The organism is Planococcus soli, assembly GCF_016881065.1.
Taxonomy (GTDB): Bacteria; Bacillota; Bacilli; order Bacillales_A; family Planococcaceae; genus Planococcus; species Planococcus soli.
Genome location: NZ_WXYN01000051.1, coordinates 85,531 through 101,500 on the forward strand (window position 1 = coordinate 85,531; position 15,970 = coordinate 101,500).

12 protein-coding genes are annotated in these 15,970 nt (G+C 44.0%); all 12 read left to right on the plus strand.

The window, feature by feature from the left end:
- The first annotated feature begins 5 nt into the window (after positions 1–5).
- A complete protein-coding gene (locus GJB59_RS15260) occupies positions 6–1,157 on the plus strand; it encodes a DegT/DnrJ/EryC1/StrS family aminotransferase (protein WP_142825936.1) in 1,152 nt (383 codons plus the stop codon).
- 17 nt (positions 1,158–1,174) lie between these two features.
- A complete protein-coding gene (rfbA, locus tag GJB59_RS15265) occupies positions 1,175–2,065 on the plus strand; it encodes a glucose-1-phosphate thymidylyltransferase RfbA (protein ID WP_142825937.1) in 891 nt (296 codons plus the stop codon).
- Between the two features lie 12 nt (positions 2,066–2,077).
- Positions 2,078–3,094 (plus strand): dTDP-glucose 4,6-dehydratase, encoded by a 1,017-nt coding sequence (gene rfbB, locus GJB59_RS15270; protein WP_142825938.1) that lies wholly within the window; start codon positions 2,078–2,080, stop codon positions 3,092–3,094.
- 47 nt (positions 3,095–3,141) lie between these two features.
- A complete protein-coding gene (locus tag GJB59_RS15275) occupies positions 3,142–5,256 on the plus strand; it encodes a protein kinase family protein (RefSeq protein ID WP_142825939.1) in 2,115 nt (704 codons plus the stop codon).
- A gap of 21 nt (positions 5,257–5,277) precedes the next feature.
- Positions 5,278–6,753 (plus strand): MOP flippase family protein, encoded by a 1,476-nt coding sequence (locus GJB59_RS15280; protein WP_142825940.1) that lies wholly within the window; start codon positions 5,278–5,280, stop codon positions 6,751–6,753.
- 325 nt (positions 6,754–7,078) lie between these two features.
- On the plus strand, positions 7,079–8,029 hold the full coding sequence (gene fcl, locus GJB59_RS15285; RefSeq protein WP_142825941.1) for a GDP-L-fucose synthase: 951 nt from the start codon (positions 7,079–7,081) through the stop codon (positions 8,027–8,029).
- Between the two features lie 11 nt (positions 8,030–8,040).
- Positions 8,041–9,105 (plus strand): GDP-mannose 4,6-dehydratase, encoded by a 1,065-nt coding sequence (gene gmd, locus GJB59_RS15290; RefSeq protein ID WP_142825942.1) that lies wholly within the window; start codon positions 8,041–8,043, stop codon positions 9,103–9,105.
- 40 nt (positions 9,106–9,145) lie between these two features.
- A complete protein-coding gene (locus tag GJB59_RS15295; protein WP_142825943.1) occupies positions 9,146–10,117 on the plus strand; it encodes a glycosyltransferase family 2 protein in 972 nt (323 codons plus the stop codon).
- Between the two features lie 69 nt (positions 10,118–10,186).
- Positions 10,187–11,563 carry a hypothetical protein gene (locus tag GJB59_RS15300; RefSeq protein ID WP_142825944.1) on the plus strand — a complete coding sequence of 459 codons (1,377 nt, stop codon included), beginning with the start codon at positions 10,187–10,189 and terminating at the stop codon, positions 11,561–11,563.
- 82 nt (positions 11,564–11,645) lie between these two features.
- Positions 11,646–12,755, plus strand: coding sequence for a glycosyltransferase family 4 protein (locus GJB59_RS15305; protein ID WP_142825945.1), 1,110 nt, complete (start codon positions 11,646–11,648; stop codon positions 12,753–12,755).
- Between the two features lie 50 nt (positions 12,756–12,805).
- Positions 12,806–14,119, plus strand: coding sequence for a glycosyltransferase family 4 protein (locus GJB59_RS15310; RefSeq protein WP_142825946.1), 1,314 nt, complete (start codon positions 12,806–12,808; stop codon positions 14,117–14,119).
- Positions 14,120–14,560: 441 nt separating this feature from the next.
- Positions 14,561–15,946, plus strand: coding sequence for a sugar phosphate nucleotidyltransferase (locus GJB59_RS15315; protein WP_142825947.1), 1,386 nt, complete (start codon positions 14,561–14,563; stop codon positions 15,944–15,946).
- The last annotated feature ends 24 nt before the right edge of the window (positions 15,947–15,970 follow it).

Consider the following 15,970-nt stretch of genomic DNA (forward strand, 5'->3'; position numbering starts at 1 on the left):
ATAGAATGGCTAAAGCTTTTGAACAACCGATTTATGTCACACGGCCTTTATTGCCGGACATTGAAGATGTCACTGAGCGTTTAAAGACCGTGTGGGACAGCAGGCAACTGACTAACTTCGGCAAGCAGCACGACGAATTGAGCCGCCAGCTCAAAACGTATTTGGAGGTCGGCCATATCTCCATGTTCTCCAATGGCACACTGGCTTTGCTGCTGGGCTTGAAGGCCTTGAAGTTGACGGGGGAAGTCATCACCACGCCATTTACATTTCCTGCTACTGTGCAGGCTCTTGACTGGAATAATTTGACGCCCGTTTTTTGCGATATCGACCCGATGACTTTCAATATCGATGCCGACAAAATCGAAGCATTGATCACAGAGAAAACCAGTGCGATTCTGGCAGTCCATGTATTCGGAAATCCATGCGAGGTGGAAAAAATACAGACGATTGCCGACAAGCATGGGTTGAAGGTTATCTATGACGGCGCTCATGCTTTCGGCTCCAAAATAAATGGCGTGCCGATCAGCAGCTTTGGGGATATGACGATGTTCAGCTTCCACGCGACGAAACTGTTCAACACCATTGAAGGCGGGGCTTTGACCTACAGCGATCCAGCGCTCGGCAGGCAGCTGGATCTGCTGAAAAACTTTGGGATTGCCAGTGCGGAAGAAGTGGTGCTGTCCGGATTGAACGCCAAGATGAATGAAGTCCAGGCGGGGGTCGGCCTTGAAGTCCTGAAAGTAATTGAAGAAGAACGTCACAAGCGCCATGCGGTTAAAAAAGCCTATGAAGAACATTTAGCGGAAATTCAAGGCATCCGGGTGCTGACGGTTCTTGATGGCCAGTCCAGCAGCTATCAGTATTTTGTCATTGAAATTGACGAGGCAGTATTTGGCCGCTCGAGAAATGCTGTGCATAAAGAACTCCAAAAATACAATGTATTCGCAAGAAAGTATTTTTATCCTTTATGCAGCGATTTTGACTGGTACAGCGAACTGCCGTCTGCACGTCCGGAACATTTGCCGCATGCGCAGCAGGCAGTTCAGCAGGTGCTGGCGATGCCTTATTACGGAGATTTGCCGATCAGCTCAGTCGCAGAAATTTGCGGCATTATCCGGGAACTCTATGTGACGCAGAAAAGCCTATCTCAAATTTAAGAAATGAGGGATCTATGATGAAAGGGATTATTTTAGCTGGTGGAACCGGGACGCGCCTGTATCCGCTGACCAAATCGATTTCAAAGCAAATGTTGCCTGTATACGATAAACCGATGATTTACTATCCGCTGTCTGTATTGATGCTCGCGGGAATTAAAGAAATTCTCATCATTTCAACGCCAAGAGACATTGCCGGATTTTTGAGCCTGCTCGGCAATGGACAGAAGCTCGGCATCAAACTTGAGTATGCGATACAGGAAGAACCGAACGGATTGGCTGAGGCGTTTACGATTGGCGAAAGTTTTATCGGAGACTCGCCGGTTGCACTGGTGCTCGGCGACAATGTCTTTTATGGCTCGGATTTCGGGAGCCGGCTGCAGGAATCAGCAGAGCTGACAAAAGGCAGCATCATTTTCGGCTGCCATGTAGCCGACCCGAGAGCTTATGGGGTAGTGGAAGTGGACGAAGAAATGAATGTCATCTCTATTGAAGAAAAACCGGAGCAGCCAAAATCCTCCTATGCGATTCCCGGCCTTTACTTTTTCGACAATAAAGTTGTCGAAATTGCTAAAGGGGTAGCTCCTTCAGCGCGCGGGGAAAAAGAAATCACTTCTGTAGTTGATGAGTATATGAAACGGGGCGAGCTGCAGGTCAACATTATGGGACGCGGACTGGCCTGGTTGGATACCGGAACTCATGAAGCCCTTTTAGAAGCTTCCAATTTCGTTGAAGCCATCCAAAAACGGCAAGGTCTGTACGTTGCTTGCCTTGAAGAAATTGCTTACCGGAGAGGCTATATCAGCCAGGCGCAGTTGATTGAACTGGCGCAGACTTTGAAAAAAACGGATTATGGCCAGTACTTGCTGGACATTGCCTCTGAAAAAAAATTGTTGCCGAATAAATTATAAAGGGGCGTTCACATGGAAAATATCCTTGTAACCGGCGGCGCAGGCTTTATTGGCGGGAATTTTGTCCAATATATGGCCGCTAAATATCCGCATTACCATATATATAATCTGGATCTGCTGACATATGCAGGGGACTTGACAAAACATCGGAAAATCGAAAGTGAAGCAAACTACAGTTTCGCCCACATCGACATCGCCGATCGCAAAGCGGTCAATGAGTTATTCGAACAGGTTGATTTCGCTTATGTCATCCATTTCGCAGCAGAAAGCCACGTCGACCGTTCAATCACGGATCCGGAAATTTTTATTCGGACAAATGTTCTGGGGACGCAAGTATTGCTGGATGCTGCAAAAGGGGCAAAAGTCAAAAAGTTCGTCCATGTCTCGACCGATGAAGTATATGGCGAGCTGGATTTTGATCCGGCAACATTCTTTACGGAACAGACGCCGCTGCAGCCGAATAGCCCTTACAGTGCCAGTAAAGCATCATCGGATCTTTTAGTCAGGGCTTATTACGAAACATATGGTTTGCCTGTCAACATTACCCGCTGCTCCAATAATTACGGACCTTACCATTTTCCAGAAAAACTGATTCCGCTGACGATTTCCCGGGTGTTGAATGGCCAAAAGGTTCCAGTTTATGGCGATGGCAAGAATATCCGTGACTGGCTGCATGTCCAGGACCATTGTGCGGCGATTGACTTAGTGATGCACAGCGGCGAAAACGGCGAAGTGTACAATATCGGCGGCCACAATGAGCAAACCAATCTGGAAGTGGTGCGTACCATTATTCAGACGCTCGGAAAGTCGGAAGATCTGATTGAGTTTGTTGAAGATCGGCTGGGGCATGACAAGCGTTATGCGATCGATCCCACGAAAATTGAACAATTGGGTTGGCGTCCTGTTTACGATTTCGATTCAGGGATTGCCCAGACAGTCGACTGGTTTCTTGAAAATAAGGATTGGTGGCAACAAATTATCAGCGGTGAATACCAGCAGTATTTTAATAGGCAGTATGCGCGCAAATAATTAGGACGCGCATTGCTTGGCATGCCGGGGACAGGGGGAGTAAGGCAATGGCAAATGGATTGACAATCAGTGAATATATAAGGGCTTCATATCCGCGGAAACAAACAGTGAAAGTTCTTGAATACAATGCTGAAAGCAGCTGCTTAAAAAAACAGCTGGCAGAGTTCGGGTACAAGAATTTTCTTGGAATATGCACCGGGAATCCGGACATCCAGCGCGATCCAGATTTGTATTATGCCAATGAAAAGACGTTGACCTACAAAAATAATGCGGAAGTGCTGATCATCAATAGTGCGGATTTCATGGATTTGAAAAATGCTTTTCATTCTTCAGCCGACTTGATTCTTTTTATACCATCTAAAATAATCGATCGAGCGAGCTTCCTGCCGCTATGGGCTTATAAGCTTGCCAGGAAGAAAAAATGGAATTTCCGTTTTGAAACTTTTGGCGACATTCCCGGTGAAACGCGGACAGGCATCCTATTCAAGCGGAATCACCAAAAAGAACAGGCTGCACGCCAATATTTGTCGCCTGAACTCGGGCTTGAAAACTTCTTCGATCTTCTCAACGAAAGAAGGCTCGATTACGTGGTTTTACGCTGGTTTGATGAACTGCCTTTTTTGGATCTGGACGAAGATGTGGATTTATTGATATCAGACGAACATATCGAAAAGGTCAGGGAATTATTGAATGAAAGGGTTGGCATCCTGCCTTTTGATATTTATAGCGCCGGTGGACTGCCGGGAAGCAATTTCCATAATATCGCCTATTATCCGCCGTATATTGCAGAAACGATCTTGGACCAAAAGGAATTATGGAACGGCAAGTATTCGATTCCATCCAAACGCCATTATTTTCTCAGCCTGATGTACCATGCGGTTTACCACAAAGGCGAGAAATCCGGAATTCCAGCTACAGCTGGCGGCACTGTAAAGAAAATTCCGCAGGACCATGATTACCCGGGCGTCCTTAAACGGCTGGCAGCTGAAACAGGGGCAAAGCTGGAAGAAAACAGCCTGGAGTATTTCCATCATTTCCTGGAAGAGGAAGGTTGGGCACCGTCTACTGATACCATTCGGAAACTGATCGGGGTCAGCGGCCAATGGCTCGAGTCGACCATCAAATCGAGTGAGCATAATTTTGAAAAAGATGGGGAATTGATGGTTTTTGTTGTTCGGGAATGGGCAGAAGAGCGTCAGCTGACCCATAAAATTACCGACTGGTTTGACCGCAATGGTTTATGCCTTATCCGGGCAATTAAACTGGACGAAGAGCAAAAAAGAAATGCTGCCCAAAGCATGAGGGGAGGCAATTGGGGGCAAGGTCCGTGGCCGGTGAGCGGCGGCAAGCCATCCACTTTGCTGGTCATGTATGATTATCATCCTAAACCGCTGAATGCAAAAATGAAAAAAAAATATCCGCATGTCTCGAACGAGCATTATCTACTGAAAGAGCAGCTGCGTTCAGAAATTAATTTTTCTTTATCGAAAGAAGAGCGCGCTAATCCGCTCCACAGTGCTGACGATGAAATCGAAGCCTTGGATTATATTGCCGCCGTCGCTCCTGACCTCCTGCAGGAAATCAAAACGATTGTCACTGAATGGGACCAAGCATATAAAACGGAAGAAAAAGTAGTGGCAGACGTATCCGAGAAAAAACGCCGTGCCAAAGTGGAAGTTATCGAATATGAGGGAAAACGTGCGGTGAAAAAAACGTATAAAGCAGGAAAAGAACGATTTTTGGAACGTGAAAAATTCGTTTATGGGGAATTGAGCAAGGAATGCGAGTTTATTCCAAAGCTGATTGACAGCGGAGAAAACTACATCATTGTTCCTTATTTGAAGACCAATAAGGTGACAGAAAGCTGGCATATTAAAAAGCAAATCCTGAAGCGGCGGCATAAAAAGGAGATTTTCAGCATTAACGAATTTTTCTATAACAAAGGCTATGCGCTGATTGATTTTCATCCGGGGAATATCCTGCTGACGCCTGAAGGGCTTAAGGTCATCGATTTCGAGTTTCTTTATCAATACGAAGAGCGGCCGCCAAGTGATCGCGACTCGTTTGACCTGAATGGATTTCCAGAAGATTTTGAAGAAGACAGGCCGTATGGGATATTTCCGAAGCAACGGCGGAATATGTGGAGAAAGATTTTATATTAAATGCGATTAGAGGAATGACCTATGGCATCTTTAAAAAATCAAGCAGTGAACAGTGTGAAACTAACTTCTATTTCAATGCTCGTGACCAGTGTTTTGCAGATTGCCCAGCTGCTGATTTTGGGGAGGGTTCTGGGCCCGGAGATTTTTGGGCTGATCGCCATGGTGCAAATTGTCATTCAGTTTTCGCAGTTATTCCTGGAAATGGGCATCACGGACGCAATCATACAGAAAGAGAAGGTTTCAAAACTTGAGCTGTCCAGTTTATATTGGTTTTCGCTTTTTGTCGGGGTGGTGCTGTTTCTTATTTTGTTGCTTGCGGCTCCTGTAATTGCGCTGCTGTTCAATGAAAGCAGTTTGACGGCAATGATTCAGGTGGTTGGCATCAGTTTTCTGATCCTGCCATTGGGCCTGCAGTTTCAGACGCTTGCAACAAAAAAACTGGAATTTGCCCAAATTACCAAAAATGAGATTACAGCAACTGCGATTGGAGTGCTGCTGACCATTGGCCTGGCTGCTTTTACCGGTCTCGGAGCTTGGTCGCTCGTGTATGGGCATATCGCTACATCGCTGATCAGAAGCATTCCCTGGATGGTTAGAGGATATCGGAATCTGGAAACCAGACCTCAACCTGTATTTTCCTGGACTGCCATTCAAGGGTTTGTGTCTTTTGGCATGTACCGGTTAGGGTCGACCAGCATCAACTATTTTACGACAAAAATCGACCAGATGATTATCGGCATTGCCCTGGGGCCTGTAGCGCTCGGTTATTACAGCATGGCAATGAACCTCATTATGCAGCCGGTACAGAAGTTGAATTCCATGATCAACCGAGTAGCTTTTCCGGTTTTTTCGAAAATTCAATTGGACAGCAGCAAGTTGCGCAGAGCCTATTTGCTGATTACGAATATGCTGACCAGCTTTAATGCACCGCTGCTGGCAGGGGTCATTGTCTCAGCTCCATATGCCGTGCCCGTTTTACTTGGAACGGAGTGGGCGGACAGCATTGTCATAATTCAAATTCTCTGTCTATATGGACTTTTTAAAGCATTGGGAAATCCGAGCGGCAGCTTATTTATTGCCGTTGGAAAAGTCAGGTGGAGTTTTTACTGGCAATTGTTTCAGTTGGGAATTATTCCGATTGTTGTTTACTTGGCAAGCCTCTCTGGTGAAATCCTGATTGTTGCGCTGGCGGTCGGCCTTTTGCGAGTGTTGTTATTCTATGTCAGTTATTTCGTCAGAATTCGTCAAATTATCGGGGACAGCTTAGCTGAATTGACGCTATCGATTGTTAGGCCAATGGTTCACTCTGCCATAATGCTTGCGCCTTTGTATATCATTAACTCTCGATTAACGGGTATGGAGCCGATTGCTATTATCGTGATCGATGTGATTATCGGTGGGTTGATTTACGGCTTGCTTATGATTCTGAACCAACGTGAGCTGCTAAAGGAAATGAAAAGTTTTTTTCAAAAACGAACAGCAGTTAAAGGTGGATAAATGGCGTGTGCCATTTAAAAGAAAATCGCTGAATAGTGCAGGAGTAATGGTTTTTAGAAACTCAATCGCCTGATTATTATCAGGAAAAATGGAATTCATTAGAAATAATGAATTTACATTATATTATTTATCAAATAATCAAAATAATCTGTAATATTTAGACTATTGTATGGTAGAATGAGAAAATAAAATCGATTAGTAAGCATATAGTCTTGGGTATAAGGGCGAATTTCGATTTTATATTTGTCTTATCTAAAAACATAAAACAGATACCAGCATCCATGTACAAGTACATGGCAGACGCTGAAAAAAAGGTGGGGTATTTATGAACTTGGATGCGAAAATTTATGTGGCTGGACACCGGGGTCTTGTGGGCTCTGCGATAGTAAGAAACTTAACTGCAAAAGGCTATTCCAATTTAGTGTTTCGGACCAGCGGGCAACTGGATTTGACGAAGCGTGAACAGGTAGATGTGTTCTTTGAAGGAGAGCAGCCAGAGTATGTTTTTCTGGCAGCGGCCAAAGTGGGAGGCATTGTTGCAAACAACGACTTTCCCGCAGAATTCATTCGTGATAATTTGATGATTCAAACCAATGTCATTGATGCCGCTTATCAGAACGGAGTCAAAAAACTGCTGTTTCTTGGCAGTACATGCATCTATCCAAAACTGGCTGCACAGCCAATGCGAGAAGATTCACTCCTGACGGGAGAGCTCGAGCCAACCAACGAGCCCTATGCGATCGCCAAGATTGCAGGAATCAAAATGTGCCAATCTTATAATCGGCAATACGGGACAAATTTCATTTCCATCATGCCCACAAACTTGTATGGTCCACATGACAATTTCGATTTAAACAGTTCACATGTTTTGCCGGCGCTCATCCGGAAATTCCATGAAGCCAAGCTGAACAATGCGCCAACGGTTGAGGTTTGGGGAACTGGAACGCCAAAACGCGAGTTTCTATACTCTGATGATTTGGCAGATGCAGCCATTTATTTGATGAATTGCTATAGCGGCAGCGACTTGGTCAATGTCGGCATGGGGAAAGATATCTCCATTAAAGAACTGGCAGAAAAAATTGGGGAAACTGTGGGGTATGAGGGTGAAATCGTCTTTAATGCTTCAAAACCGGATGGCGCACCCCGCAAATTAGTGGATATCAATCGGCTGACAAGCCTTGGCTGGCAAGCGGCAACTCCGCTGGACGAAGGCTTGGAAATGGCCTATAAATGGTTTTTAGAGCATATAGAAAAAAATACAATGTTGACCAATTAAGGGGGAAGATTATGAAAAAGGCATTGATCACAGGAGTAAACGGGCAGGATGGTTCATTTCTATCAGATTTTTTATTGAAAAAAGGCTATGAAGTGCATGGCATTATCCGCAGAAGTTCGAGTTTTAACACGAGCCGCATCGAGCATTTATACGTCGAAGAACTAAAATCGAGTGACAACTTTTACATTCACTACGGGGATATGACGGATACGTCCAATATTATTCGGCTGATCAGCGAAATCAAGCCGGATGAAATCTATAATTTGGCAGCAATGTCCCATGTGAAGGTGTCGTTCGAGACTCCCGAATACACAGCGGATGTGGATGGAATCGGTACTTTGCGTATTTTGGAAGCAGTCCGTATTTTGGGTCTGGAGAAAAAGACGCGCATTTACCAGGCGTCCACTTCAGAACTTTATGGCAAAGTACAGGAAGTTCCACAACGGGAAACAACACCTTTTTATCCGCGTTCGCCTTATGGCGTTGCAAAGTTATACGGCTACTGGATCACTAAAAACTACCGGGAGTCCTACGATATGTTCGCGGTGAACGGCATCCTGTTCAACCATGAATCAGAGCGCCGCGGGGAAACTTTTGTTACACGAAAAATAACCATGGCGGTCGCGCGAATTGCCAATGGCAAACAGAATAAAATTCTATTGGGCAATCTTGATGCTAAAAGGGATTGGGGTTATGCCAAGGATTATGTGGAGTGCATGTGGCTGATTTTGCAGCATGATACACCAGAAGATTTCGTCATTGCAACAGGAGAAATGCATACTGTCCGTGAATTCGCTACTTTGGCCTTTAAGCATGCCGGAATTGAAGTGGAATGGCAGGGAGAGGGAATCGACGAAAAAGGGATTAATGCAAGAACGGGCGAAGTGATAGTAGAAGTAAATCCGGAATATTTCCGTTTGGCAGAGGTAGAACAGCTGCTGGGTGACCCATCTAAAGCAAAAAAATTGCTGGGATGGAATCCGACTTCTACGTCGTTTGAAGAGCTCGTGGAAATCATGGTTACGCATGACTGTAATTTATTAAAGGAAGAAAAGAGCGCCATCACTGAGTATTAATGGAAGCGGGTTCCTTAACGGATGGGGGGGATGAAGTCCAATGGTGACCTTAAATGATAAAGTCAGCGTCATAATTCCAACATACAATCGTTCAGAGCTGCTGAAAAAGGCGGTGAAAAGTTTGGAAAGCCAGAGTCATCAAAATATTGAAATCATCATTATTGATGATTTTTCAACTGATGACACAGAAAAAGTTGTCGAAGAGATGAACGATGTCCGCATCGTCTATTTGAAGCATGACATCAATAAAGGCGGGTCGGAAGCCAGAAATACCGGCATCAAAAGAGCCACGGGGAGATTTATAGGCTTTTTGGATTCTGATGATCAATGGCTTCCTGACAAATTGGAAAAACAGCTGCAGCTATTTAAGGATCAGCCGGATGTAGGTGTGATCTATACGGGAGTTCAAGTAGTCAATGAGAACAATCAGCCTACCCGTAAAATAGTGCCGGCATATCGTGGGGATATTTTGCCAAAGTTGTTCGAGTCTAATTGTATCGATACGACTTCATCGGTATTGGTGAAAAGGGAAGTGCTCGAGCAAGTGGAGGGGTTTGATGCCGGTTTGCCAAGTTGCCAGGATTGGGATTTGTACATAAGGCTGGCGCAAGTGACCAAATTCGATTTTGTCAAAGAAAGCATGGTGCTGTTTTATCACCATAGCGGTGAACGCATCACTACTAATAAAAAGTCAGTGCTCAACGGCCATTTGAGCATTTTCGAAAAATATAAGAATTTGGCAAAAAAACAGAAAAAGTCGACTTATCACCGTTTTACTTTGACCATTTGGAAAGTGATTTTCCGTACAGGAATTGTTGGCCAAAACAAAGAAACTGTTCGTCTATCCAGAGGTATATTGGCTGATGGTTTTAAGGATGAACGCATGTCTTTGAAGTTTCTGTTTTATTACCTATCCACTTTTTTACCTTTGAAGGCTTTATCCTATCTCTACACACAATCCAAAAAAAACAACAAAAAATCCCGCCTGTTATCCGTTACTACGCCTTCCTGAAAAGGAGTCCCGCGGATTGGGATGCATTTGGTTGTTGGAGAAGGGAATTATAAATAAAGGAATGAGACGATGGAAAAGCATATTGAGGCCGATGATCGATTTGAAAAAGTCCTGTTTATCATCGTCAATCTACTAACTGGGATTTCAGTGATCTATTACTTGCTTCAGGCAGGAAAGGTTTTCAATACCGATGATCCATGGAACCTGTTCATTTTAATTATTTTTTCCTTTAAATTTATTATGGACATTTATGTCTTTAAAGTGGGATTTGCCAGTTTTTCATTGGTTTTGCTGTTTTTGCCGATCATCAGCATACTCGGCTTCGGTCCAGTTGGAGAAGTTCAGCCATTGTTCAATGACCGCACCCATCTTATCGAAAAGCATTTCTACACTTTGGCTTTTGGTGCGTTGTTTTTCTATTACATCTGGTCGATCCTGCTTTGGATGACCAATAAAACTTATCGAAACTATGATGCCAAAATTCTAACTTTTTATTCGGGAACAGTTCACAGTTTATTGGCCACATGGTTTTTCAGTGCGTTAGCCATCGTCTCTTCAATCATTTATTTGCCGGATCTTCCGGGTGGAGCCTATCACGATCTTTCGCCCAGTTTGTTGCCTGGGAATGCCTGGAACTCAGTTGTCGTCATCTCGTATTTCTTTGTTCTGATGGGTGTCAAAGGAAGCGCCATTCGGAAATTTGCGATCCTATTTGTGCCATTTTGGCTGCTGTCGCATTATGCGCGCGTCGATATTTTAGGGCTGCTGCTGATTTTATACCTGCTTTTGACGGCTACAAAAAGAGCGGGAGTCATAAAATCAAAATTCTCGTTTAAAAAAGCCGCATTGATTGCCGGGGGTTTGTTGGTATTTTCATATCTAGGCCTGGTCCGGCATTCTGGATTGATTTTTGATGTAGAAGCTATTTTAGATTCTGTGTTTATTCTCATCAATTATCCTACTGTTCAGGATCTCGTCTATTCTACAGCTGCAGCTATTGAAGTAACTCATACTTACGGCAACTATTACACGCTCATCGATTATATTCCTCAGTTGATTCCATCTTTCTTTGGCATTGAGGCACAAAGTCCACAAGCAGCCCATCTTGTTGCTTCGCTTATTCATACCAATTATGGGTTGTTTGTCTACGGGGAATACTACTTGAACTATGAAATTATGGGACTGATTTTGGCGCCATTCACAACATATGCCATTATTTTTGTGCCAGCTTATGTGATGAAGAAGTTGTTTGGAGATTTTGGCATGGCTCTGGGATATTATTGGATAGTTTTGACCATTGCGCGGGTGTTTTGGTACGGCTATATCTATTACATCAAACCGCTGATCATTATTCTGCCAATTTTCGTCATTATTTATCTGGTCATAGCCTCGTTCGAGAAGGACTTGGTGGACAAGCCGGCGTTAAAATCCACTGAACCGCATTAGTGCTGGTGGGTGGATCAGGTTTAGGAACTTGCCTCTGAAAATGCAGGGCAAACAGATGTCAATTATTGAGAGGTGATTTAACATGGCTGGAACAAAAAAGGGGAATTTGATTTTTGTCGGGCCTTTGCCTCCTCCTATATTGGGAGAAAGCATCGCTCTGCAATCCTTATATAAATCAGAAAAACTCCATCAGCGGTATAAAGTAAAAAAAATTAATTTGAGCCGTAAGGATTTCGAACATCCGGGGGCTCTTTCTTTTGATAAAGTATGGACCGATTCTTTTGCCATTCTTTATTCTGGATTGCTGTCGCTTGCCATGAAGAATCCAATCCTGTATATCTCCATTTCTCAGACGAAAATGGGCTTGCTGCGGGATTGTATAATGATTCAGGCGTGCAAGTTGCTCGGTCGCGGAAAAGTGGTGACTCATCTGCATGGAAATAATCTCGGCGGCACCATTGATGCCACCTCCGGAATCACGCAAAAGTTCATCATCAATTCATTGAAAAAAATCGATGTAGGCATTGTACTGGGCGGGAAGCTATCTCCTAATTACCGTGGCCATGTTAAACGGGTGGAAGTGGTGTCCAATGGCATACCTGCCGACTTTATTCTCAAAAGCGAAGTAGGGCTAGCCAAGAAAAAAGGGGCGATTTCCCTGCTGTATTTAAGTAACCTGATGTTCGAAAAAGGTTACGTCGAGCTGATCAAAGCAACTACTGCATTGGTCAAGGAAGGACATAATCTCCGACTGGATCTGGTCGGCGGCATCCAGAACGAAAGCGAATTCCTGGAAGTTAAACAATATATTGCAGCGAACGATATGGATCAACGCATCCAATACCATGGCCTTAAACAAGGGGAAGAGAAAAAACGCTTTTTCCTGGAGTCAGATATGATGGCTCTCCCAACCAAGTACAAGGTAGAAGGCCAGCCGATGTCTATTATTGAAGGCATGGCTGCAGGGCTGCCGATCATATCTTCGGATCGAGGAATTATTGCAGAATTGATCAAAGATTGTGGTGTCATAATCGAACCGACCGTGGAAGGCGTCAAAGCTGCTATCAAAGATCTGGTAGTCGATGATGCCGAACGCATGCGTCTCGGGCGAATGAGCCGGGAGACGTTTGAAGAGTTTTATACCGAAGATAAATATACTGATGCTTTGATTGCTATTTTTGACGAACTTTAAATGGGGAATGCCCATTTTTTCTGGGTGTTCTCCGGGAAAGGAAGGTCCATATGCTACGCAAAAAAAAGATCGTTTTTGTCATTAATTACTTTTACCCAGATCTCGCAGCTACCAGCCAGTTGATGACGGAACTGACAGGGCGCCTGCAGGACGATTTTGATATTACGGTAATTGCCGCGCAGCCGGGATACGCCGGTGAAAACCAAGGCAGCAAGAAACTTTTTGAAGAGGATTATTTAAATAGCATAAAAGTGGTTCGGATCAAACTGCCCGAGGTGAATAAAAACTCCAAAGCCAGTCGGATAAAATACATCTCTTCTTATTTTTTATTGGCAAATCTCGCATTGCTGAAGGAGAAAGGAACAGATGTCATTTTCACAATTTCCCAGCCGCCGGTATTGGGCGGGTTGATCGGGACCATTGGCAAGCTGTTGAAACGTTCGCGGCATATATACAGTGTCCATGACTTTAATCCCGAGCAGGCACAGGCTGTAGCGTATACGAACAATCAGGCCATTTTCAAAATTGCCAAAGCTGTCGATAAGCTGAATTGCAGCTATGCCGATCAAGTGCTGCTGGTAGGGGAAGATATGGCTGAAACCTTGAGAGGGCGTTTTGTAGATAAAAAAGTGCCGAGCCATACTGTCATCAGCAATTGGACGGATGAACATGCTATTGTTCCGCTTGAAAAAGATGAACCGGCCATACGTGAATTCCTGGAAGCGCATGGGCTGGATAATAAATTTATCGTCATGTATTCAGGGAACTTAGGTCTCTACTATGATCTAGAGAACTTAATTGGAGTGTCCAAGCAATTTACGGATCAGCCTGATCTTGTCTTCTTGTTTATCGGGGAAGGTGCTGTCAAGCAGCGGATACAGGAATATGCGGTTCAAAACAATCTTGAAAACGTCAAATTTCTTCCGTATCAGCCGAAAGAGTTTCTTAAGTATTCGCTGAATGCGGCGGACGTTCATTTAGTGGTCAACCAAAAAGGCATTAAAGGAGTTTCTGTACCGAGCAAGATTTATGGCGTCATGGCAGCGGGCAAACCTGTTTTGGGCGTATTGGAGCAGGGCAGTGAAGTGCAGCGCCTGATTTTTGAAAGCGGAGCAGGCGTTGTCATCGAACCTCAAAACTACCAGGGCGTTGTCCATGCAATCAACTATCTGCGAAGCTTGGATCCTGCTGAATTGAAGAAGATGGGACTCAAAGGCCGCGCTTACCTTGAAAAAAACCTGACGAGTGATGCGTCCATCAACAAATACCGTGACGTGCTGCAGGCTATTGCGGGCACTCCGCAGCTGGGAACTTCTTATCAGTCCCAGTCAGAGCACTACAAAGAAGCTGTCAATAAAAAATAAGTCCATTTAACCAAACCGCTTTCATGGAATCAATCGATTCCATGAAAGCGGTTTTTCTGCGGCAAAATTTGCAGAGAAAATGCAGGTTGTTAACGATAATACTGTGGTTTTACTCGAACGACAAAAAAAATGTCTTTAATTTCTAAATAATATGAAAAATAAAAAAACTATAAATGCCTTGGTGTGAGTGGTTTCAAGATCGAAAATAGGTAAATATATCTGATATTTCTAATTAATTAGAAAATTATATTGAATTATTAGGTATTTATATATATAATACGTGTATACCTTTTTAGAATTACATGTAAATAGGATTACTTATTTTGGAGAGTAGATATATATTACCTATGGGGTGATGTAAAAAAATAACTTTCTTTAAATGAGTAAGTACAAAGAACTGTTATTAACTTAAATTAGCAGACGGAGAAGGAGGGCATAATTATGAGATTGGTATTGTTGTCGGGGGGATCGGGGAAGCGCCTATGGCCACTTTCCAACGATGCGCGTTCAAAACAGTTTCTTAAGGTGTTGAGTGATGAGGATGGCAATAAAGTTTCCATGGTTCAGCGAGTCTGGAAACAAATCGAGGAAACAGGCATGGCTGGAAATTCCATCATTGCCACCAGCAGCTCTCAAGTGGATATGATCAAAACCCAATTGGGGCAAGATGTCCATGTGGTCACTGAACCCGAGAGAAGAGATACGTTTCCAGCAATCGCTCTGGCAGCTGTTTATCTTTATTCGGTTCAGAAATGCAGTCTTGACGAAGTGGTGGGAATGCTGCCGGTAGATCCATACGTTGAGAACCGATTTTTTGGCCGCGTTCAGGATCTGGAGAGAGCCTTGCTTGATTCGGGGGCGGACTTGGCGCTGATGGGAGTTAAGCCGACTTATCCTTCTGCAAAATACGGTTATATTATTCCAGACAAAAAGCTGGGTGATTCGTATTTGACGGTCGATTACTTTAAAGAGAAACCGACGGAACAACAGGCGGAAGAGCTGATCGAACAGAATGCCTTATGGAACTGCGGTGTGTTTGCTTTCAGGCTCGGCTACATTATCGATCTATTGAAAGAGCGTGGCATGCCGACCGAATATCATCAGTTGCTAAGAAATTACCACCGGCTGCCTAAAAATAGTTTTGATTATGAAGTGGTTGAGCGTGCGGCTCACATTGTCTCTCTGCCATACGATGGCTATTGGAAAGATTTGGGTACCTGGAATACGCTGACAGAAGAAATGGCAGTTCAGGTGACAGGCAAGGGGATCATTGGGAAAGGGGTGGAAAATTCCCATATCGTCAATGAACTTGATATTCCGATTACCTTGCTCGGCTTGGATAATGTTGTGGTGGCGGCAAGTCCGGATGGGATATTGGTGACCGACAAAGATGCCAGTACCAAAGTGAAAGAATATGTGGAAGGTTTTAATAGCCGGCCGATGTACGAAGAACGCCGATGGGGCTGGTATCGGGTGTTGGAATATACAAGGTATGCGGAAGGCAACGAAGTTCTGATCAAACGATTGGGAATAAATGCCGGGAAAAATCTCAGCTACCAAATGCACTACAAGCGCAGTGAAGTATGGACCATCGTAAAAGGCGAGGGCATTTTTGTTTTCAATGATCAATTGAGCCATGTCAGAACAGGAGATGTTATTCATATCCCGCTTGGAGCTAAACATACGTTGAAAGCGACCACTGATATGGAAATAATCGAAGTTCAAACAGGCAGCGAATTGATTGAAGAAGATATTTTCCGCACTTCAAACGAATGGGAAGAAATCGAAGCGATCTGCAAAGTTAAAATAACTGCTCGCCATGGATAACGGGTGGGGAAAATTTTGTAATTA